Raw genomic sequence first — 20,764 nt, 5'->3', positions numbered from 1 at the left:
TCATATTTTAAGTTTTACTTTAGGTTTTCCGTAATGGCACACAAATTATTTTACACAAATAATATAGCCTACCAATTCTGAACGAAAAGATAAGAATAAATAATAGAACAACAAAATTATAAAACCTTAATTTTATATTTTAGTATAAATTACTGAAGATTTGCAAGTAAAGGAACACTGCATATATTAACATGAGTTCGATATAAGAATCAGGCAATAAGCTTGCTTTTATCTATAATGTCAATATTCATTGCTGGCTTCTTTGACAGTAGATTGTATGCAATGAGCCTTACTATTAGATTTATAACCAAGTTATCAAAAGTATATGTTGTCAACCTAAAGTACACAACATACAAGAAGTTGTCTACCCATTTATGTTTCTGCTTTTTACAGCTTCCATATGGCTCATCTTCGCACCTTTTGAAAAGAAAAAAGAACAGAAGACTGGAGATTTAAACTCCGATATGCCGGCTCCATAAAGAGACAGGACTCATTAGGAACAAGCCTGTACTATGCAAGACCTGGGTGAGATGTTCGGGACGTCTCCGTCGGCGAACCAGATGAATCCTATGAAAACAATAATGACTACGGCAACACAGGAGAGAGGAACGGTAGAGGTCTATTTCGACAGATGCAGACTTCTGCAGCGGCATATCAGGACATCAACCGTATGCTCGACAGTTTCTATGAAGTACCAAAAGAAGACCCCGAAAGGGAGAAACGACATACCAAACTGATGGAGATAGGACGGCAGATGAACAAGCAGCAGACACCAACGGCGACCACCAATGCCCAGATGACATTACTATATAAATCCTACCAGCTGGCGGTAAAGTATATGGCATCGGCTGTCAGCACAAAATCGTAGACCTATTCACGCGCAAGAAGGTAGACTACCTCATCTGCGTGTAAAAGAGCCATCGCAAACTTTACGAGTAGATCAAAACCGAATTCGATGATATCGATTACTAAGGTCGGGAATAACGGCCGCGAGCACCGCCTATGCACCATACACTGTCCTACTTCCAAGGAGCATTATTACAGCCGTCGTGAGTAGCATTATTACCAAATTACATTACCTCCTTTACTTTAGACTCGATTGTATCACGCAGGTCATCCGCACACATTAGGGCATCAAGAGTGCAACTTGACGTGACTTTCACAACCAAAACGCACAATGTAAGCACTACAATACCTACCAATAAATTCTCACCGGTGAGTAAAACGCCCCTTATATAACGCAAAAATTCTGAATGCAAGAACTGTCTTAAATACAAGAGAAAAACTCATAACCTGGACTCCCAACTATTTCATACAAGTTATACGCCAAATTGGGATAAGAAAGTAACCGAAAAGCGACTCTATCATTTATCTGCGAATAGAAAGAGAAAATTTTTGTGAGAAAGCAGCTCAATCCATCGGAAAATAAAGAAAAAAGAAATAGTCTCAAGACGACAAGAAAGCGTTAATAAATAAGATATATTCTCTCTTTCTATCGAGAAGTGCAAATAAAAATCCTCTTTCCATTGGAAAATGTAAATAAACAAAAATAAATTTCTTCTTTCCATTTAGAAAGTGTAAATATATTTAAATTTATTTGCTGTTTCCGATGGAATTAGAAGAAAAACAAAGATTTATGAACAATTCCAAGTGGAAACAGAGAAAAAAAGTATTTTTCGACCGGTTTCCGTAGATTGAGAATCGAAAAATGGAAAAGTTTATTCCGCTGGCAGAAAAACAACTTTCTTATCCCGAACTGGGGTAAGTTATAGACGAGAAATGGAAACTATAAACACAAATTTGATGCGGCAGACCTGCTATACCTTTTCAATAAAAACCCTCCGCCAGAAATGGCGGAGGGCCACTACCCTTTTCAGGGAAACCTGCTGTCGGGTAATACGGCTGGATTACCAGCCGGGATTTTGTTTTAAACGCTTGTTCTTGTATAGCTCGGCGTTTGCAAAGGGGTAGAAATAGAGTTTGTTGGAAATAGTATAAGAGATGAGTTTCTGTTTCAAGTATGTGAAAGAGCCGTCGGCCTTCTTCTCGATTCTTACCTGATAGATGTCTTTCATCTCATCCATCAAACGCCACCTGCGCAGATCCCAGAAACGATGGCCCTCAAAGGCCAGCTCTACGCGCCGCTCGTTGCGCAGTCGGGCAAGGAAGTCGGTTGTCGGTATCCCTTCGGGAAAAGCTGGCATCTGCACACTCTGACGTGCTCTGACAAGATTGATGGCTTCACGGGCCGTAAGCGACAGACCGGCTGGTTTGATGTCTGGTCCATAGGCTTGGGCTGCCGCCTCGGCATAGTTGAGAAGGATTTCTGCATAACGGAAGATAACCCAGTTGTGGTCGAAGCTGTTGGTATTTTTTCCCGCCTCAAAGGTAATCTTGTTGTTGAGGTATTTTCGCAAGTAATATCCCGTGGGCGTGGCGTTTTGCAGGGGTTGACCGTTCTTTCCGCCGATGAAGGTTTCGACAGGTTCAGTTGACGGCCATTTCACGCCGTTGCAGACGATAGTCATCTCCAACCGCGGATCTCTGTTAGCATAAGGGTCGGCAGCAGCAACAGGATCGTCCCAGTTGAATTTGCTACCATCATTCATTTCGTAGGCACTGACGAGATTTTCCGTGGGACAGGTGTTTCCCGATCCGTTGCTGACTCCGATCGGATAGTTTGATGCCTCGAAACGGGTAGTTTTCCCCTGTGGTCGGCATAAAATGATTTCGGGACTCTGGTTGTTGGTTGCTCCAAAAAGGTTGTTGTAGTCGTTGTCTATCGCATAGCCTAACGCGGCGGTTTGTTTGATTAGCTCATCGGCAGCAGCAGCAGCAACTTTCCATTTCTCCGCGTCGCCGGTTGGATTGAACAGTGGGCTGGCGGCATAGAGCGTTGCACGTGATTTCAAGGCTAGGACCGGTCCTTTTCCGATGCGTTGCATATTGGCATTGGCCCCGGGCAGTGTGGTGGGTTTGTCGGGCAGGTGCCGCACAAGATCCGTGCATTCTGCGACGATAAAATTGAGTACGTCTGTTGCAGATGCTTGCTCGGCGGTGTTCGCTTGCTCTTTCGTCAGTGTCTTCGTAATCAAAGGCACACCACCGTATCGCTTCACTAACTCGAAGTAATAAAAAGCGCGCAGAAATCGTACCTCGTACTGATAATTGAGATAGCTGTTGTATATGTCTTGGAATCCGTCAGAGTATTTCCAATCGTCAAACGTCAGTCCGATGCAGTTCTCCAAGTAGAAGTTAGCGTCGTGTATCGCTCTGTAATACTTGTCGAGGACATTGTCTACAGTATCATTTGCTGACCAGCTTCCGTCTACAAATCGCTGTATGTGCGCCGTTTTATACCCTGACACGGCATCGTCTGTGGCTGCATCCTGCAAGGTTCTTGAAATGCCGGACAACTCGTCGGGCAGATAACTGTAAACTTGAGTACACAACTGGGTTACTCTCGATGGGTCATAAAGCGTTTCGTTCTTGTCGTAATAGGTTGATTCGCCCGTGTCCAGAAAGCTGCAAGCTGTCAATAAGACGACGGCTGGTAATGCGGTTATATATCTCAGATGTTTCATTGTTATTTGGCGTTTCAATTAGAAAGTTAAATTTAATCCGATCGCGTATCGGCGCATCGAGGGATGTCCTGTTTTCATATTCTCGGGGTCCATTGTCTTGATTCTGTCAAGACACCACAGGTCATAGGCCCGTACATAGCATCTGGCTGCACTGATATACCGCAGATTGCTCAGCAATCGCTTACCAACTGTGTAATACAATTCCAATGTACGGAGCTTGAGATAAGAACCATTTTTCACCCACAACGAGTTGTTGCTGTAATTATTTACGGAGCCAGTAGACGTCAGTCTCGGATATTTTGCCTGCGGATGGTCTGGCGTCCAACGGTTGTCATAATACTCGGTAGATACCGTTCGGTTCCCAGATAAGGGCCGATAAACACCAGATGTATTCGTGATGACGCTTACGTTGCCTGTTCCTTGAAACAGTGCGTAGAGTCCTACCCCTCTATATTCTACATTCAGGTCAAGAGAATAGTAGATTTCAGGGAAAGGGCTATAGCCTAATGGCTTTTGATCATAAGAATCGATGATGTTATCGCCATTGAGATCTTTGTATTTCAAATCGCCGGGACGTATCTCAGATAACCGTTGAACGACTTTCCTGTCCCTGATCTCCTCCTGATTCTGATAGATTCCTTCGACAACATAACCGTAGATTTGCCCGATACGTCTGTTGGTTCGACGCAGATACTCATACGGTTTATAAGCCTCGTTCTGCTCAATGATTTTATTCCGTGTAAAACTGAATGTTCCGCCGATAGCATATTTCCATCGATTGGTAAAGTCTGTCCAATGTATATCGCTTTCAAATCCACGATTGTCTACGACTCCTACATTTTCTTTCGGTATAGGTAGTCCGAATAATGAAGAAACTTTTCCCTCCGTACTGACCAAGATGTCCGTACGACGATCATAGAAGACGTCCATCGCGACGGATAGCTTTTTAAAGGCTCGGAAATCGATTCCGATGTTTAGTTTATGAGACTTTTCGTAAGTCAGATCTCTAAGCGCCAATTGCGTAATCTTAAGTCCGTTTGTTTTGGTCGGCGTTTTTCCGAATAAATAAGTTCCTCCCGCACCATACATATCCATATATAAATCATTGGCAAAATCTGCTCTACCAGAGATTCCATAGCTAGCCCGAAGCTTCAGAAGATTCAGCCAATCGGTTTTCAGAAACTTCTCATCCGATAATAACCATCCTGCACCGACAGCAGGAAAGAATCCCCATCGATGTCCCGGTCGGAGAATACTTGCCGCCGAACCGGAAACAGACACGTCAAGTAGATAGCGCTGGTCGTATACATAGTGAATCTGTCCTATCGCATCGATAAATGAGTAAGATTTATTTTGTCCTTTTGCCGTCACCTTATCCATACTATATAGTGCCATTACTTTTAAAGAATTCCGATTCCATTTTCGCTGATAATTGGCAAAAGCATTCAGATTAAAATGATTTTTCGATGCACCCACAGAATGACTGGCGTTCAAAGCCGTCTCATTGCGCAGATTTTTATAAGAATAAGTCTTATTCTCCCAATCATAGTAGGCTTGTTCATATCCGTATTTGCGAGTATTCGAGTCCCAATAAGCCGCACTGTTGTCTAAACCTATTCTAACACCGGCAGAAAGTCCTTTCAGTAAAGCATCCAGATTTTGCGAGAGTTTCATATCTGCATAAAAGTTTCTTTGCTGTGAACGGGCATATCCTGTTCCAGAAATCATTGCCACGGGATTATCTCCTATATCAGTGGTTCCTGCCCAATTGTAACGATCGTTCTTTATCGGAAACACACCAGAAGGAGTTCTGTACAAAGCTCCAAAAATGTCACCGATTGTAGCCCCGGGTCGATTATGTTCCGAGAATGTACCGAATATATTCAACTGCAATTGCGTGTACCGTGTCAAAGTTATATCCAAATTTGTGCGGATATTTAATTTAGAATATTTAAGTTGCGTAGAATATCCATCATTATTCGCTACTGGTCGAAATATCCCGATATCATTTAAATAATTTAGCTGCGTGAAATAACGTACATATTGTCCTCCACCAATTACGGAGAAAGTAACATTATTTCCGGTACTGTAATTACGAAGTGACTCTTTCCACCAATCGACATTAGAATATACACTTGGGATACTGCCTGTTCTGAATGCAGACAACTCGTCTACACTATATCGAGGTGATAAACCGTCATTGAGCATTCCCTCATTCAGTGCTTGAGCATATGTATATCCATCCACGAATTTGGGCGTACGAAAAGGTTGTCCCAAATTAAACTCGTACGAGAAATTAATCTTTGGTTTACTCATAACTCCTCTCTTTGTCGTTACTAAAACAACCCCATTTGCTCCGCGCATTCCGTAAAGAGCAGTAGAAATAGCATCTTTAAGCACCGTTATTTTCTCAATCTCATCTATGGAAATCTGACCGAGTTCACGCTCCAAACCATCGATCAGAATTAAAGGAGATTTCGCATTCAATGTATTATATCCGCGGATGAAAATATCTCCTGTCGTTTCCCAAGCTGCTCCTTGATTTTGCAAATCTTGCATTCCCGAGATTAAACCGTATAATACATCTCGCGGATTAATTCCCTTACGATGAGAGAGAGATTCTTTCGTCGTAAACGCTGTGGCCGTCGTTGTTTCTTTGATATCGAAAGAAACATTTCGTCCATATGTAATTAAATAAGTATCCTTGTGTATCCGACTACTGTCGGTAGATTTCGATTGAGCACAGATTTGTAGCGGCATCAATAAGAAAGCTATAATATATAGTTTGAATTTCATTTTCTTTTCTATTTAAAAAGTTTATATCTACCACCCTGGATTTTGTACTAATCCATATCCCTTATTTACTTCTTTGGATGGGAATGCGCTTAAACACATTCTTGGTTCCCATCCCGTTTTCCACCATACGCGATAATATTTCGTCAAAGCAAAAGGTTTAAAGACATATTCCTTGGTCTTTTTATGCTTATAAATATGGAGGCCATGTAAAGGCATTTCAAAGACATCGTATTTCTTCCAACGGATCAAGTCGAAGAAACGTACTTCTTCATAAGCAAATTCCACGGCACGCTCGCGTAAAACTGCTTCTCTGAACTCATCCTTTGTCATACCAGGTCTCAACGCCGGCATATCCACGCGTGCACGCACTTTATTTATATATTGATAAGCCTCTTCTGTTGGCCCATCATTATATTCATTCAGCGCCTCCGCATAATTCAAATAGACCTCTGCTAATCGTATTGTAGGCCATTGTACAGGCCTATTATATGCGGCGGAATTACGATCTAACCCCCATTTTCGACAAGCTAATCCAGTAGATAGACTTAATTCATGCATTCGTCCTTGTTTCCAGTCTTTCCCTTTTGGATAATTTACCTTATCACCAGGTTTTTCTTCTGTCATTGCAGCTGTTCGACCGTTATAACGATCTCCATCTAAAATGAAATTTTCATAAAGTCTTGGATCACGATTCAAGAACGGATTCTTTTTCATCTTGACGTCATTCCAATCAAACTTCCGTCCATCTTTCATCTCAAACATATCAAAAAATTCCTTTGTCGGACAGTAAGCTCCCCACCTAAGAGCTTTATCAAACTGTCCATTTTTGTTTGTACTTAGAAATTCACGTCTACTTGATACCAAAACTTCAGTATTTCCTCTATCGAAATATGCACTTGTATAGGCATCTCGCACATCGGTAATACCTTTGTCTCCCTTTTCGACCAATTTATAGAATCCATTGGTCTGCAATGCATCAAAGAATTTCTTACAGGCGTCTGCGGCTACTTTCCAACGATTCTTGTCATAGTTGCCAAACCAAGTCATTTTCTTTTCTGAAGCTTCTCCTTCAGCAAACGGATGATCTGCATTAAATAAAGGACTAGCAACAAACAGTAAAACACGGGTTTTCAGTGCCATTGCTCCTGCCTTTGTCAATCTTCCATCCCAATTTTCCAATTCATCCATTGGAATACTCCAGGGAAAATCTTCACAAGCAATAGCACGGTCTAACAACTTTACGATGAAATCGACAGTCTCTTGTAAAGTAGCACGAGCAGGAAATGTGGTATCATCTGCTGCTATCGCGTGATCAATAATCGGTAATGCGCCATAGTGTCTCAACATATGTGCATAGAACACAGCAACCATCATTTCTGCTTCGGCTTTCATACGCGACTTCTCTGCTTTATCCATATCTGGTACACGATCGACATTTTCTTTAAATAACCAAGCATGACGAATTCCTGTCCATATGCCAGATTGCGAAAATTGCATTTTAGTTCTATTAGCATTCTTTGTTGTATTATCTTCTACTGCAGCATTATATAGACCAGGATAATACGTCTTTGATAAAGCTGAATAACCGATATTATCATAGTTCAAATCTGTGAATCCTTCAATGGTACTCATACACATCTGTGTCCAAAAGCCATTGGTCTCCATTCCATAAGGTAACAGTCCATAACTACGCCATAATACCCTTTTGGCATACTCTCCTTTTGCAAAGATCGTATCTATTGTTACATCTGTGCTGGGTGGTTTTTGTAAAAAACTATTTCCAAAAGACAGGTCTTCACAAGATGTTGCAACTAATAATATAGACAGGATTCCTGTCACTATATATGATTTTGTTTTCATAAATAATTCATTAAAAACTTATTCTAAGTCCAAAATTTATTATTTTAATCAAGGGATATGCTCTTCCATTGGGATTTGCCTCCGGATCACTCACTTTCAAGTTGTCAAAAGTAAGAAGGTTATATCCAGAAACTGCCACTCTCAAAGAGTTTATATATAAGGGCTTAATAATTGTCTTAGGAATTGAATAGCCTAATTCAATATTCTTCAAGCGGATATAAGAAGCATCTTTCAGCCATAAATCAGAATCTATATAATTATGCGATTTATTTCTCAATGACAATGCAGGAGCCTTTGCCCTATTTCCTTTCTCAAGAGTCCAAGCATCGGTTATCATATATCGCATCAGACTAGAATTATTCGTTTCACCAAAAGGAATACGATAGGTAGAACTAAGTAATCTGGATGTTTTAAATGCTCCTGCAAACGTAATACTAAAATCGAAACCTTTCCACGAGACTCCCATATTAACACCAAGCGAATAGATCGGATAGTTAGAGTAGCCTATATCCCGAATATCTTTTTCATCAATTTTCCCATCTCCATTTAAGTCTTTATATTTGACATCTCCTGCCAATGGGATATATCCACTCCCTTGATCAGCTATACCATTTTTCTTACCTTTCAAACTTTGGTAATTTGCCACTTCCTCTTCTGTAAAGTACCCATCGAATACATATCCGAAATTTTGTCCGACAGGCTTTCCTGTCCGTTGCATCCATTTATAAGGATAAGTGATTTCATCCTTAAATATAATTTTATTTTTTGCATACGAAAGATTTGTACCTATATAATACTTAATATCTCGAATCCGATCCTGCCAGCGCATACTAAACTCATAGCCGTGATTATCAACCTTACCCATATTTACTGTGGGTAGTTGAACTGCAAGATAGCCAGGAATTATGCCCCGAGAAATAAGAATATTCTTACGGTGTTCTATAAAATAATCAAAGTTAAAAGAAAGTTTATTTTTGAAGGCTTTTATATCTATACCATAGTTTTGTTTTGTTGCTGTTTCCCAAGTTACATTTGGATTTCCTATTTTACCTTCTGTCGCTCCTACAATCTTCGAACTTGTAGTTGTTCCGAAGCTATAACTGCCATAACTGATGCGATAAGTATCAGGAAGATATAGGAAACGTGAATTATCACTGGTTATATCATTTCCTACCTTTCCATAAGAAACTCTAAATTTCAGATAAGTCACGATGGGTTTAACCATTTTAAAGAACTTTTCTTCCGATGCTATCCACCCCACAGAACCGGCCGGGAAAAAGCCGAAACGATGCCCTTTTGCAAAATTCTCAGAGCCATTATAACCCACACTGAAATCCATAAGATACTTGGTCATATAATTATAAGTAGCACGTCCGACAAAACCTATATAACTTCGTGGAATATCTGTGAAATTACCCGTAGGATAGTATTTCATCGTTTGGTTGTACATTGCCAGTGCAGATACATTATGTTGTCTGAATTTACGTTTATAATTAAAGGCTCCTTCTAAATACCAATTCTTAGATAAAGCATCCGATTCAGAATATCCCAACTTTTGGTAACTATGAATCAATTTCAATACTGTTTTTCCATCTCCATTGATAACCGGTTCATACAAGGGTTCTCTTCCTTCTCTCCGTTTATAGATCGTCACACCGCTGTTATAAGAACATTTCACATGGAAAGTTAACCCTTTGGTCAAGAAATTCAGTTTCTGCGATAGCTTAAAATCAAAATTCAATGTATTATGTACAGTTGTATTGTAACCTTTTCCATAGTAGATGTTGAGACCATCCTGTATATTACCTATTGAGAACTGATTGGAGTTCATCCGAATGCGTTTACCATCGACTAAACCAGCTCCACTGAATGGTACAGTGGAATAAAGATCTCTGAAAAGATATCCAACATTGCTCGTTGAACCATTATTATAGTTCGGTTCTTGCCGGTCCCCCAAGTAACCGCCGAGATTAATTTGAACAGCAGTTGTTCGAGTAACGTCAATATCTAAATTAACACGATAGTTATAACGATCGTATCTAAACCCTTTATCATTTCTGTTTTTATACACCTTGAAGAGACCATCTTGTGTGAACACACCCAATGATGCAAAATACTTTACACGTTCTGTCCCTCCTGAAATATTGAAATTATGTTGTGTTTGTATGGCAGAATTACGAATCAACAGATCTATCCAATTCACATTCGGATGCGTAAGCGGACTGCTGTTAGTTCTGAACTTTTCTATATCTGCTGTTGAGAATCCAAGCATATCTTCGGATACACCGTCGTGCTTTTGGGCACGATTATATTCTGTAGCCCATTCATAACTATTCGCAAAATCGGGAATTCTGGATGGAATCTGAAAACCTATCGATGTCGAGAAACTTAATCTCGGTTTCTCTTTCATTCCACGTTTTGTCGTTACCAAAATAACTCCATTTGCACCTCGAACACCAAATACAGCCGTAGCAGAGGCATCTTTTAATACGGTTATATCGTCAACCTCATTAGGATCTATCTGAGAAAAAGGACGCTCTACTCCGTCTACTAAAATCAAGGGTTGAGATAATGATGTATTCAAAGAGCCTACTCCACGGATAAACAAAGCTGCATTATCCGCACCGGGTTGACCGCTTGTTTGAATACTCGATAGTCCCGAAATCTTTCCGGCCAGTGCATTTCCCATATTGGCAACGGGAGATTTAAGTAAATCATCTTGATTGATGGACGCCAATGCGCCTGTAATCGTTGCTTTCCGTGTAACTCCATAGGCAATTACTTGGACATTATCAAGCGCCACTGCATTCTCTTTCATTCTGATTTTTAGAACAGCCTGTCCCTTGCACACAATTGTTTGTGTCTCATATCCTATACAGGATATTTCGATTTTATCACCGACAACTGCTTTTAAATGGAAAGTACCATTCACATCTGTCACTGTTCCTGTCTTAGAGCCGACAATCTTCACTGTTGCTCCGACAATAATTCCCATAGCATCTGAAACCGTTCCTCGAACATCAAACCGTTTACTTGATTGACTGGTCTGTTGAATCGCAATTTCAGCTGAATAAGCTGAGGAAAACGGTAAAGTTCCTATACATAGTATCAGAATACCGCATCGAATAATTTGTCTTTTCATTACATTACACTAAGTGTTAAGTTGTAGATTTCTTTTTTATTAAATTAGTTAAGTTTATTATGTGGCAAAGTTAATGGACAATTAGATATAAAATGCCTTTTATTGTTCAAATAAAGTACAAAATCGTACAAAAAAGATAAAATCTATATATTATTGAATTATGAGTAATCAATATTATTGGGAAGCACGGCAATTACATTGACTTATAAATTACGCTTTCTCGCTCTGCAAATAACGGTTTTTTATACGCTGAAAAGCCGTTAATCGCAAGACAAGTAACAGCTAATTGCAGAGCGATTAACGGTATATTATAACCTTATGAGTATAAATGACATAACAACACACGATAATACAAACATTTTTTAACGTCGGAATCATAAAGGAAAAGTAAAATTTTGCTAACTTTGTCATCATAATGAGAATAGACATCATAACCGTATTGCCGGAGATGTTAGAAGGTTTTGTCAACGAATCCATTTTAGCACGTGCACAAAAAAAAGGATTGGCAGAAATCTGTTTACATAATCTCCGTAATTATACAAAAGATAAATGGCGACGTGTGGACGATTATCCTTATGGCGGATTTGCCGGAATGGTAATGCAATGCGAACCTATTGATCGGTGTATCTCGGCCCTGAAAGCGGAACGGACATACGATGAGGTAATCTTTACGACACCTGATGGTGAACAATTCAGCCAGCACGTGGCCAATGACTTATCACTGAAAGGTAACATTATTATATTATGTGGACACTATAAGGGCATCGATCAACGGATACGCGACCATCTCATCACACGTGAAATCTCTATCGGCGACTATGTCTTGACGGGTGGTGAACTGGCTGCAGCCGTAATGGCAGACGCAATTGTACGATTGGTACCAGGCGTAATTAGTGATGAACAGAGTGCATTCTCTGATTGCTTTCAAGACGATATGCTCTCCGCTCCCATCTACACACGTCCTGCCGACTATAAAGGTTGGAAAGTTCCTGATATCCTTCTGAGTGGAAATGAAGCAAAAATAAAGGACTGGGAAATTGAGCAGAGTTATGAACGCACTAAGCGATTGCGCCCCGATCTATTAAAATGAATGATTTAACAGATTTATAAAACATAATGTAATGATTATGAACAATGTAACTGCAAAACCACAATTGAGTTTCGGAGAAGCGATTAAACTCGCTTCCGGAAGAGTGACGGATTTCAAAGGACGTTCACGCCGATCTGAATACTGGTGGTTTATGTTGGCTTTCCTCATCGGGTACTTTATCATCAGCTGGTTGCTTGGTAAAATTCTTCCCCCCATAGTAACCTCCATTATTACACCTCTCTTATGGTTTGCAGCTCTTGCTGTGACTGTTCGTCGTCTACAAGATACGGGAAAGAGTAAATGGTGGGTCGTTGTGAGTTGGATTTCAATATTAGCTTACTCTCTCTATTTCAACTTGAGCGGTATCAGCGAACAAATGATGGCTGTCAATACAGATCCACAATCGGTAATGAAAGCTCTTTTTAATCCAGTGCTGATGGTATTGGGACTGGTCTATACGGTAACCAGTCTTGTCACAATTATTTTCTGTTTGTTAGACGGCAGACCTGAATCCAACAAATATGGGGAATCCCCCAAATATATAATCAATGAATAAGAGCAATGCGGGGGGCTCAACCAAAGTACCCCCCGCATTGCTTTGTTTTATGCGAAACGACGCATCTTTAAAACGTCGATTTCGATATAGAATTACAAAACTGCTCGCCTTGCGTGAAACCGTCTTCATAAAGGCGCTCAAGTTTTGCCGTGTCTCTTTCGATTCGAGCGACTTCCAAGGGATGGCTTGGGCGGATACAGAAGATTTCCCCACGACTTTCCAACTCTTCCACCATCTGTAATTGTTCATTATACGCCGCAATTCGGCGACTCAAAGCTACGCGTAAACGAGGATAATTCTTGTAAATGAAGTTTGGAATCTTGTGATCACGGCCGGTGTTGCGATATCCACGGTTACGTGTCATCACTATAATGTTATATCGATGACCTGTTTCCATGGCGCGCTGAATCGGAATACTATCGACAATTCCGCCGTCGAGCATCGGTATGCCGTCCACTATTACGATCTTGCTCACATAAGGCAGACTGCTCGAAGCACGCACAATATCGAGTAAACGCCGACGATCGCTGTACTCTGAAAGATACATAGCCCGACCGGTGTCGCAGTTAGTCGTCACCATTTCAAATGTGGCGGGATTGCAAAAGTAAGTTTCGTAATCGAAAGGTAGATATTGATTGGGAAATTTGTCGTAGAGAAGCTCCTGGTCAAAAATGCAGCCCTGTGTGACAAGATGGCGCAGACCAATATAGTCGTAACGTGCCAAATAATCGATATTGGATATTCGGGCGCGGCGTGGTTGCCTGCTCATATACGACATTCCGTTACAAGCACCTGCCGAAACTGCCACGATATAATTGAAATATATATCGTGTTTCATCAAAGCATCTAATACGCCACAAGTGAAAACGCCGCGCATACCTCCGCCTTCAAGCACTAATCCCGTATCGGTATCTATCTTCATAAATCTGAAAAATTCACTGCAAAGATAATTGTTTTTATCTGAATTTTATTACCTTTGCAGGCAAACGTTCTAAAAAATAATATTATGTTTAACAAAGAAACCTATATTCGTCGCCGCAATGAGCTAAAAAGGCTTGTGGGGAACGGAGTAATAGTATTATTCGGCAACAATGAGTCGCCCAGTAATTTCCCTAACAATGGCTACTATCCGTTCCGTCAAGATTCATCGTTTCTATACTATTTTGGTCAGCAACGCGATGGGCTTGTCGGCGTGATTGATGTAGATAATGACACCGAAACGCTAATCGGTGATGATATAGATATCGAAGATATCGTATGGTATGGTAGCGTGAACAGTGTAAGCAATATGGCTTCTGAAGTTGGCGTAGCTCATTCTGCACCGATGAAGCTATTGACAAATATCTGCAATGATGCACTTCGCGCAATGCGCAGAATCCATTTCCTGCCTCCCTATCGCTTTGACATCAAGTTACAGATATTCGATTTGCTCGGCATCCATCCCAATCAACAGAAAGAGTCTGCTTCAATGGATCTAATTAAAGCTATCGTAAAGATGCGCTCGACAAAAGATGCAGAAGAGATAGAAGAATTAGAGCGGGCGGCAGTCATCGGTTATGAGATGCACACTACGGCAATGCGACTGGTCAAACCGGGCGTAACCGAAAAATATATAGCCGGTCAGGTGGACGGCATTGCGCATTCTTATGGATCTATGGTGAGCTTTCCTACAATTTTTACACAGCACGGCGAGATCCTGCACGGTACTCCTTCACTCAACAAGTTGGAAGCAGGTAAGCTGGCTCTGTGTGATGCTGGGGCCGAGAATATGATGAATTATTGTTCGGATAACACTCGTACAATGCCTGTAACAGGTAAGTTTACCCAGCGGCAGTTAGAGATATACAGTATTGTCGAGGCTTGCCACGACTATGCTTTAGAGATATCCAAACCCGGAGCAAAATACTTCGATATTCATTTGGCTGTATGCCGACTAATGACCGACCGATTGAAAGAACTCGGTTTGATGAAAGGTGATACTGAAGAAGCTGTTCGAGCCGGAGCACACGCTATGTTTCTACCCCACGGATTGGGCCATATGATGGGTTTAGATGTGCACGATATGGAAAACTTTGATCAAATCAACGTGGGCTTCGACGAAGAGACCAGACCCAAATTAGAGCAGTTTGGTACCAATTGCCTACGTATGGGGCGTCGCTTGGAAGAAGGTTTTGTCGTGACAGATGAGCCGGGTATCTATTTCATTCCGGCTTTAATCGATGAGTGGAAAGCATCGGGACACTGTAAAGAGTTCCTCAATTTCGATAAATTGGAAACTTATAAAGATTTCGGTGGCATACGTATCGAAGACGATATTCTCATCACTAAGGACGGCTGTCGCTTCATAGGGAAAGACCTCATACCTTATCATCCCAAGGATGTTGAGGCATTTATGGAGAATAACTAAATCAAATGACACAATAAAAACAATGAAGAAAGTTTTAGCACTCGCATTACTCGCCTTAGTAACGACAGGCGTAAGTGCGAAAAACAAACGCAACAGCGTAAACAAAAACAAACCGGTGTTTACCGTTGTCAAAGAAAACAAAATTACGAGTATCAAGAATCAGAGTCGCAGCGGTACGTGTTGGGATTACTCGACATTGAGTTATTTCGAGAGCGAAATCCTCAAAGCTACCGGCAAGACCTATGACCTCTGTGAATCATTCGTGGCTAACAAAACGTATATGGACCGCGCCCGCCAGGTTGTCCGGCTGCACGGCGATTGCCAATTTGCACAGGGCGGAAGCGCTTATGATGTGCTTTATTGTCTCCAAAACTACGGTATCTGTCCTGAAAACGCAATGCCGTTGCCAGGAACACTTTATGGTGATTCGCTCAACAACTATAACGAGCTGTTTGAAGTAATGAGTCCCTATGTAACGGCTATTGCAAAAACAAGAGCAAAGAAATTGACAACACAGTGGCAAGTAGGTTTACAGGGCATCTTAGATTCTTATTTAGGCAAGTGCCCTCAGTCATTTACCTATCAAGGCAAGACCTATACACCGAAATCATTTGCAGAAAGTCTTGGTCTTAACTTCGATGATTACGTAACTGTTACCAGCTATACACATCATCCATTCTGGGCTCAATTCGCCGTAGAAGTTCAAGACAATTGGCGTAATCCGTTATCTTGGAATCTTCCGATGGAAGATATGATGCGTATTATCGACAATGCAGTGATGAATGGTTACACCGTAGCTTGGGGAGGAGATGTGTCCGAAGACGGTTTTACTCGTCAGGGATTGGGTTATGCTTATGACACGAAAAAGATGCCGGGACTTGCCGGCAGCGATATGGCTCGGTGGCTTAAGCTTACTAAAACAGAGAAGAGCAATAAGCTCGACTCGTTAGGTTGCTTAGCTCCCGAAATTATTCCCACTCAGAAGATGCGCCAAGAGCGTTTTGATAACTGGGAACTTACTGACGATCACGGTATGTTGATCTACGGAATTGCCAAGGATCAAAATGGCAAAGAGTATTATATGGTGAAAAACTCGTGGGGAGAGACCGGCGATTACAAGGGTATTTGGTATATGACCAAAACTTTCATCGCTGCCAACACAATGGACTTTATGGTGAATAAAAATGCCATTCCCAAAGATATCCGCAAGAAAATAGGCATCTGATAGCTATTTTTAAGGGCTGAATAAAATAACGGCAGTTTCTGTTTTTTCCATCAGAAACTGCCATTTTCTTATTTATATTTCGTAACTTTGGGCTCGGATTGTCGTTTGATTGACACGATCTCTAATCGCGAAAAGAAATAAAAAAACATATAAATGCACTTCAAATGGAATTACGAATCACCCACATCAGAAGAGGAACAGGCAGCTAAGGAGCTGGGAGAGAAACTGAATATCAGTCCCATATTATCTCTTTTGCTTATCCGTCGCGGTATCAGCACCGAATCGGCGGCTAAGCGTTTCTTCCGACCGCAGCTTGCCGACCTTATCAATCCGTTCTTGATGAAAGATATGGATATTGCAGTCGACCGACTGAACGATGCAATGGGTCGCAAGGAACGTATCTTGGTGTACGGTGATTATGATGTAGACGGATGTACGGCAGTGGCTCTGGTGTACAAGTTTTTACAGCAATTCTATTCCAATATAGACTACTATATTCCCGATCGTTATGAAGAAGGATATGGAGTCAGCAAAAAAGGAATAGACTATGCCAAGGAAACGGGTGTCAAACTCATTATCATCCTTGATTGCGGTATTAAAGCAATCGATGAAATTGCTTATGCCAAAGATCTCGGTATAGACTTTATCATCTGCGATCATCACGTTCCCGACGAGGTGATGCCCAAGGCTGTAGCAATTCTTAATCCTAAACGACCTGACGACACATATCCATTCAAACATCTTTGTGGCTGTGGTGTGGGCTTCAAATTTATGCAGGCATTTGCCAAGAACAATGCCATTCCTTTCTCGCGACTTATTCCCCTACTTGATTTCTGTGCCGTGAGCATCGCTGCGGACATCGTTCCTGTGGTCGACGAGAACCGAATTCTGGCATTCCATGGACTCAAACAGCTGAACCAAAATTCCAATCTCGGTCTGAAAGCCATTATAGACATCTGCGGACTTAACGGCCGCGAGCTGTCGATGAGTGACATTATTTTTAAGATCGGACCGCGAATCAATGCATCAGGGCGTATGGAGAACGGAAAAGAGAGCGTTGACCTGCTTGTGGAAAAAGACTATGGAATTGCGCTGAAAAAGGCAAGGCATATTAATGAATATAATGAACAACGCAAAGACATTGATAAGCAAATGACCGAAGAAGCCAATCAAATCGTGGCAAAATTGGAGAGTCAGCAGCACCGCTCATCCATTGTGCTTTATGATGAGAATTGGAAAAAAGGTGTAATCGGCATCGTTGCTTCGCGACTTACAGAGATATACTTCCGTCCGACAGTGATTCTTACTCGCGACGGAGATTATGCTACAGGGTCGGCTCGCAGCGTGACAGGATTCGATGTTTATTCGGCTATTAAGAGCTGTCGTGACCTTTTAGTCAACTTTGGAGGGCACACTTATGCCGCAGGACTTACTTTAAGATGGAGCGACATCGATATTTTTCGTGCCAGATTTCAACAATATGTTGACGAACATATCCAACCCGAACAGACAGAGGCCACACTCAATATCGATGCAATCATTGATTTTAAAGACATTACAAAACGATTGCACAACGATTTGAAACGTTTTTCGCCTTTCGGTCCAGGTAATCAAAAGCCACTTTTTTGTACGGTCGACGTTTACGATTATGGCACCAGTAAAGTGGTAGGGCGTGAGCAGGAGCATATTAAATTAGAACTCGTTGATTCAAAATCGAGCAGTGTAGTCAACGGAATTGCTTTCGGGCAAAGTGCTTCGGTGCGATATATCAAGTCGAAATGCAGCTTCGATATTGCCTTTACCATCGAAAACAACGTCTTCAAACATGGTTCGCTTCAATTACAAATCGAAGACATTCGGCCCGCAGAGGAATATCGAAATGCCAAAACATATATTCTGAACGAGACCCGAACTTGAACTCGCCCATCGACAAATATATCAAAATACTGCGGGAATACTGGGGATACGAAGATTTCCGCGACATCCAACGCGATATTATCGAGAGTATCGGTAGCGGTCGCGATACACTTGGACTGATGCCCACAGGAGGAGGAAAGTCGCTAACATTCCAAGTGCCGGCTCTTGCAACCGAAGGCGTATGCATCGTCATCACACCACTCATCGCGCTAATGAAAGATCAGATGATGCATCTACGTCGGCTCGGTATTCAAGCCACGGCAATCTATTCAGGAATGTCGCGACAGGAGATTATTAAAGCGCTCGAAAATTGCATCTTCGGAGGTGTCAAGCTCCTCTATATCTCACCTGAACGACTGGGATCTGAGTTGTTTCAAGCCAAACTGAAACACATCCGCATCAGTTTCATCACCGTCGACGAAGCCCACTGTATCAGTCAATGGGGATATGATTTTCGACCGGCCTATTTGAACATTGCCATTATTCGCCGACTGAAACCGGGCATTCCGATTCTTGCTTTGACTGCAACCGCAACGCCAGAGGTTGTAGACGATATTCAGACTCAATTAGGCTTTACCGAGAAAAACGTTTTTCGGATGAGTTTCGAGCGAAAAAACCTGACCTATGTCGTGCGACATACAGAAAATAAAGAAGCCGAACTTATTCATATCCTCACTCTCGTCAGCGGCAGTGCCATCGTTTACGTGCGTAGCCGGCGCAAGACCAAAGAGATTGCCCAATTGTTGGAAACGCATCAGATCAGCGCCACCTTCTATCACGCCGGTCTCGACCACGCAGTCAAAGATAATCGACAAAAGGATTGGCAGGCAGATAACATACGTGTCATCGTGGCCACCAATGCTTTCGGAATGGGTATAGACAAGCCCGATGTGCGTACGGTTGTCCACATCGATTGTCCCGATTCTATCGAAGCATATTTCCAAGAAGCAGGCCGTGCAGGGCGAGACGGAAGAAAAGCTTACGCCGTACTGCTTCATAGCAACAATGATACGAGCAAATTGGATAGACGAGTTGCCGATAATTTCCCCGAGAAAGACTATATAAAGAAGGTATACGAACATCTCGCCTATTACTATCAGATTGGTGCAGGAAGCGGAAACGGTTATACATCTGAGTTCGACATCGACAAATTCTGTCACACATTCAAACATTTTCCCATACAGGCAAATGCCGCCCTTCATATTTTAGAACGTGCCGGATACATCCATTATGAAACCGATCCCGATGCCGCAGCCCGTGTAATGTTCCTGCTCGACCGCAACGAACTCTATCGTTTGAATGAAACCAATCCGAATGAAGAGGCCGTCATCACGTCTCTCTTGCGTACTTACGGCGGCCTGTTCAACGACTATGTTTACATCAACGAGGAGCTGATGGCCCAACGAGCAGGTCTTACCGAGCAGCAAGTTTATCTCAACTTAAAGGCATTGAGCCGACGCCGCATTCTACACTTCGTTCCCCGTCGCAAAATGCCGTTCATTACTTACACGCAAGATCGCGAAGAAACCGCGCGTATCCATATTCCACAGGCAGTTTATGAGGAGCGTAAGGAGCAACTCGTTCGCCGCATTCTGGCAATGAAACAATATATCACAGACAATAATACCTGTCGCAGCCGGCAACTTCTTCACTACTTCGGAGAGCAGCATACAAAAGATTGCACGCAGTGCGACGTCTGTCTCAACCGTCGGACAAATCGGTCTTCTGCCAATCTCCCCGAACAGATTCGACAAGAGATCCTTGCTCTCCTAAGCGACCACCTCCCCCACTCCATCGCCGAGTTAAAAACGCTTCGTCATTCTCCGCACCTGTTAAACGATGCTCTCCGCTATCTTATCAATGAAGAACTCATCCTCTCTGAGGACGAAACCATTCGGTTGACCAAATAACACACACATTTCCTTTCCTCTCATCGTACTGAATAAACAAAGGTAAAAGATTTCATCAGAAAAAAATACAACCATTTTACCTAAAAAATACCATCATTTTATGGTAAAAACAACATCATTTTCGACGAAAGATAATGCCGCTTTCAGCAAAAGAACTATACCTACCAACAAAAGACATTACTGCCTTTGAAGAAAAAGTACGGTTCTTTTCAGCGAAAGGTACTATCGTTTTATATGAAAAGTACTATCGTTTTACAGAAAAAGTACTATCGTTTTA

General features: G+C 41.8%; 12 protein-coding genes and 1 pseudogene. 7 read left to right on the top strand and 6 right to left on the bottom strand.

Annotation, left to right across the window (positions count from 1 at the left end):
* Positions 1-209: 209 nt before the first annotated feature.
* Positions 210-317, bottom strand: a pseudogene (locus tag RWY97_RS09960) (IS982 family transposase); the annotation flags it as partial.
* Positions 318-631: 314 nt separating this feature from the next.
* On the opposite strand from RWY97_RS09960, the gene RWY97_RS09735 reads away from it, so the two are divergent.
* The gene (locus tag RWY97_RS09735) at positions 632-868 is read left to right on the top strand and encodes a hypothetical protein (protein ID WP_315566919.1); all 237 of its coding nucleotides are present in this window, start codon (positions 632-634) and stop codon (positions 866-868) included.
* Between the two features lie 1,039 nt (positions 869-1,907).
* Here RWY97_RS09735 and RWY97_RS09730 read toward each other — a convergent pair.
* The 4 genes from RWY97_RS09730 to RWY97_RS09715 are packed head-to-tail and all read right to left on the bottom strand — an operon-like array spanning position 1,908 to position 11,382.
* Positions 1,908-3,584, bottom strand: coding sequence for a RagB/SusD family nutrient uptake outer membrane protein (locus RWY97_RS09730; RefSeq protein ID WP_315566917.1), 1,677 nt, complete (start codon positions 3,582-3,584; stop codon positions 1,908-1,910).
* 18 nt (positions 3,585-3,602) lie between these two features.
* Positions 3,603-6,380 carry a SusC/RagA family TonB-linked outer membrane protein gene (locus RWY97_RS09725; RefSeq protein WP_315566915.1) on the bottom strand — a complete coding sequence of 926 codons (2,778 nt, stop codon included), beginning with the start codon at positions 6,378-6,380 and terminating at the stop codon, positions 3,603-3,605.
* Between the two features lie 27 nt (positions 6,381-6,407).
* The gene (locus RWY97_RS09720; protein WP_315566913.1) at positions 6,408-8,240 is read right to left on the bottom strand and encodes a RagB/SusD family nutrient uptake outer membrane protein; all 1,833 of its coding nucleotides are present in this window, start codon (positions 8,238-8,240) and stop codon (positions 6,408-6,410) included.
* Between the two features lie 10 nt (positions 8,241-8,250).
* A complete protein-coding gene (locus RWY97_RS09715) occupies positions 8,251-11,382 on the bottom strand; it encodes a SusC/RagA family TonB-linked outer membrane protein (protein WP_315566911.1) in 3,132 nt (1,043 codons plus the stop codon).
* 415 nt (positions 11,383-11,797) lie between these two features.
* On the opposite strand from RWY97_RS09715, the gene trmD reads away from it, so the two are divergent.
* Positions 11,798-12,472 carry a tRNA (guanosine(37)-N1)-methyltransferase TrmD gene (gene trmD, locus RWY97_RS09710; RefSeq protein WP_021583597.1) on the top strand — a complete coding sequence of 225 codons (675 nt, stop codon included), beginning with the start codon at positions 11,798-11,800 and terminating at the stop codon, positions 12,470-12,472.
* A 37-nt stretch (positions 12,473-12,509) separates the two neighbouring features.
* Positions 12,510-13,028: a DUF805 domain-containing protein gene (locus tag RWY97_RS09705; protein ID WP_315566908.1), complete on the top strand. Its 519-nt coding sequence runs from the start codon at positions 12,510-12,512 to the stop codon at positions 13,026-13,028.
* Between the two features lie 67 nt (positions 13,029-13,095).
* Here the strand turns inward: RWY97_RS09705 and RWY97_RS09700 are convergent, their stop codons facing one another.
* Complete coding sequence (locus RWY97_RS09700; RefSeq protein WP_024992341.1) at positions 13,096-13,950, bottom strand: patatin-like phospholipase family protein; 855 nt, start codon at positions 13,948-13,950, stop codon at positions 13,096-13,098.
* Between the two features lie 84 nt (positions 13,951-14,034).
* Between RWY97_RS09700 and RWY97_RS09695 the strand changes: the two genes are divergently transcribed.
* The 4 genes from RWY97_RS09695 to RWY97_RS09680 all read left to right on the top strand — a co-directional run bounded on the left by RWY97_RS09695 (position 14,035) and on the right by RWY97_RS09680 (position 20,487).
* A complete protein-coding gene (locus RWY97_RS09695; RefSeq protein WP_315566906.1) occupies positions 14,035-15,435 on the top strand; it encodes an aminopeptidase P family protein in 1,401 nt (466 codons plus the stop codon).
* A 22-nt stretch (positions 15,436-15,457) separates the two neighbouring features.
* Positions 15,458-16,660, top strand: a complete 1,203-nt coding sequence (locus RWY97_RS09690; protein WP_314079583.1) for a C1 family peptidase — start codon at positions 15,458-15,460, stop codon at positions 16,658-16,660.
* A gap of 153 nt (positions 16,661-16,813) precedes the next feature.
* Positions 16,814-18,577 (top strand): single-stranded-DNA-specific exonuclease RecJ, encoded by a 1,764-nt coding sequence (gene recJ / locus RWY97_RS09685; RefSeq protein WP_315566904.1) that lies wholly within the window; start codon positions 16,814-16,816, stop codon positions 18,575-18,577.
* On the top strand, positions 18,574-20,487 hold the full coding sequence (locus tag RWY97_RS09680) for a RecQ family ATP-dependent DNA helicase (protein ID WP_315566903.1): 1,914 nt from the start codon (positions 18,574-18,576) through the stop codon (positions 20,485-20,487). Before recJ ends, RWY97_RS09680 begins: the two co-directional genes overlap by 4 nt.
* The last annotated feature ends 277 nt before the right edge of the window (positions 20,488-20,764 follow it).

It is taken from the genome of Hoylesella pleuritidis, from assembly GCF_963541955.1.
Taxonomy (GTDB): domain Bacteria; phylum Bacteroidota; class Bacteroidia; order Bacteroidales; family Bacteroidaceae; genus Prevotella; species Prevotella pleuritidis.
This window is presented reverse-complemented; position numbering and strand designations above follow the sequence as displayed.

Coding starts and splice junctions, on each gene's coding strand:
- RWY97_RS09735 (WP_315566919.1), top strand. CDS start 632: ATGCAGACTTCTGCAGCGGCATATCAGGACATCAACCGTATGCTCGAC.
- RWY97_RS09730 (WP_315566917.1), bottom strand. CDS start 3,584: ATGAAACATCTGAGATATATAACCGCATTACCAGCCGTCGTCTTATTG.
- RWY97_RS09725 (WP_315566915.1), bottom strand. CDS start 6,380: ATGAAATTCAAACTATATATTATAGCTTTCTTATTGATGCCGCTACAA.
- RWY97_RS09720 (WP_315566913.1), bottom strand. CDS start 8,240: ATGAAAACAAAATCATATATAGTGACAGGAATCCTGTCTATATTATTA.
- RWY97_RS09715 (WP_315566911.1), bottom strand. CDS start 11,382: ATGAAAAGACAAATTATTCGATGCGGTATTCTGATACTATGTATAGGA.
- trmD (WP_021583597.1), top strand. CDS start 11,798: ATGAGAATAGACATCATAACCGTATTGCCGGAGATGTTAGAAGGTTTT.
- RWY97_RS09705 (WP_315566908.1), top strand. CDS start 12,510: ATGAACAATGTAACTGCAAAACCACAATTGAGTTTCGGAGAAGCGATT.
- RWY97_RS09700 (WP_024992341.1), bottom strand. CDS start 13,950: ATGAAGATAGATACCGATACGGGATTAGTGCTTGAAGGCGGAGGTATG.
- RWY97_RS09695 (WP_315566906.1), top strand. CDS start 14,035: ATGTTTAACAAAGAAACCTATATTCGTCGCCGCAATGAGCTAAAAAGG.
- RWY97_RS09690 (WP_314079583.1), top strand. CDS start 15,458: ATGAAGAAAGTTTTAGCACTCGCATTACTCGCCTTAGTAACGACAGGC.
- recJ (WP_315566904.1), top strand. CDS start 16,814: ATGCACTTCAAATGGAATTACGAATCACCCACATCAGAAGAGGAACAG.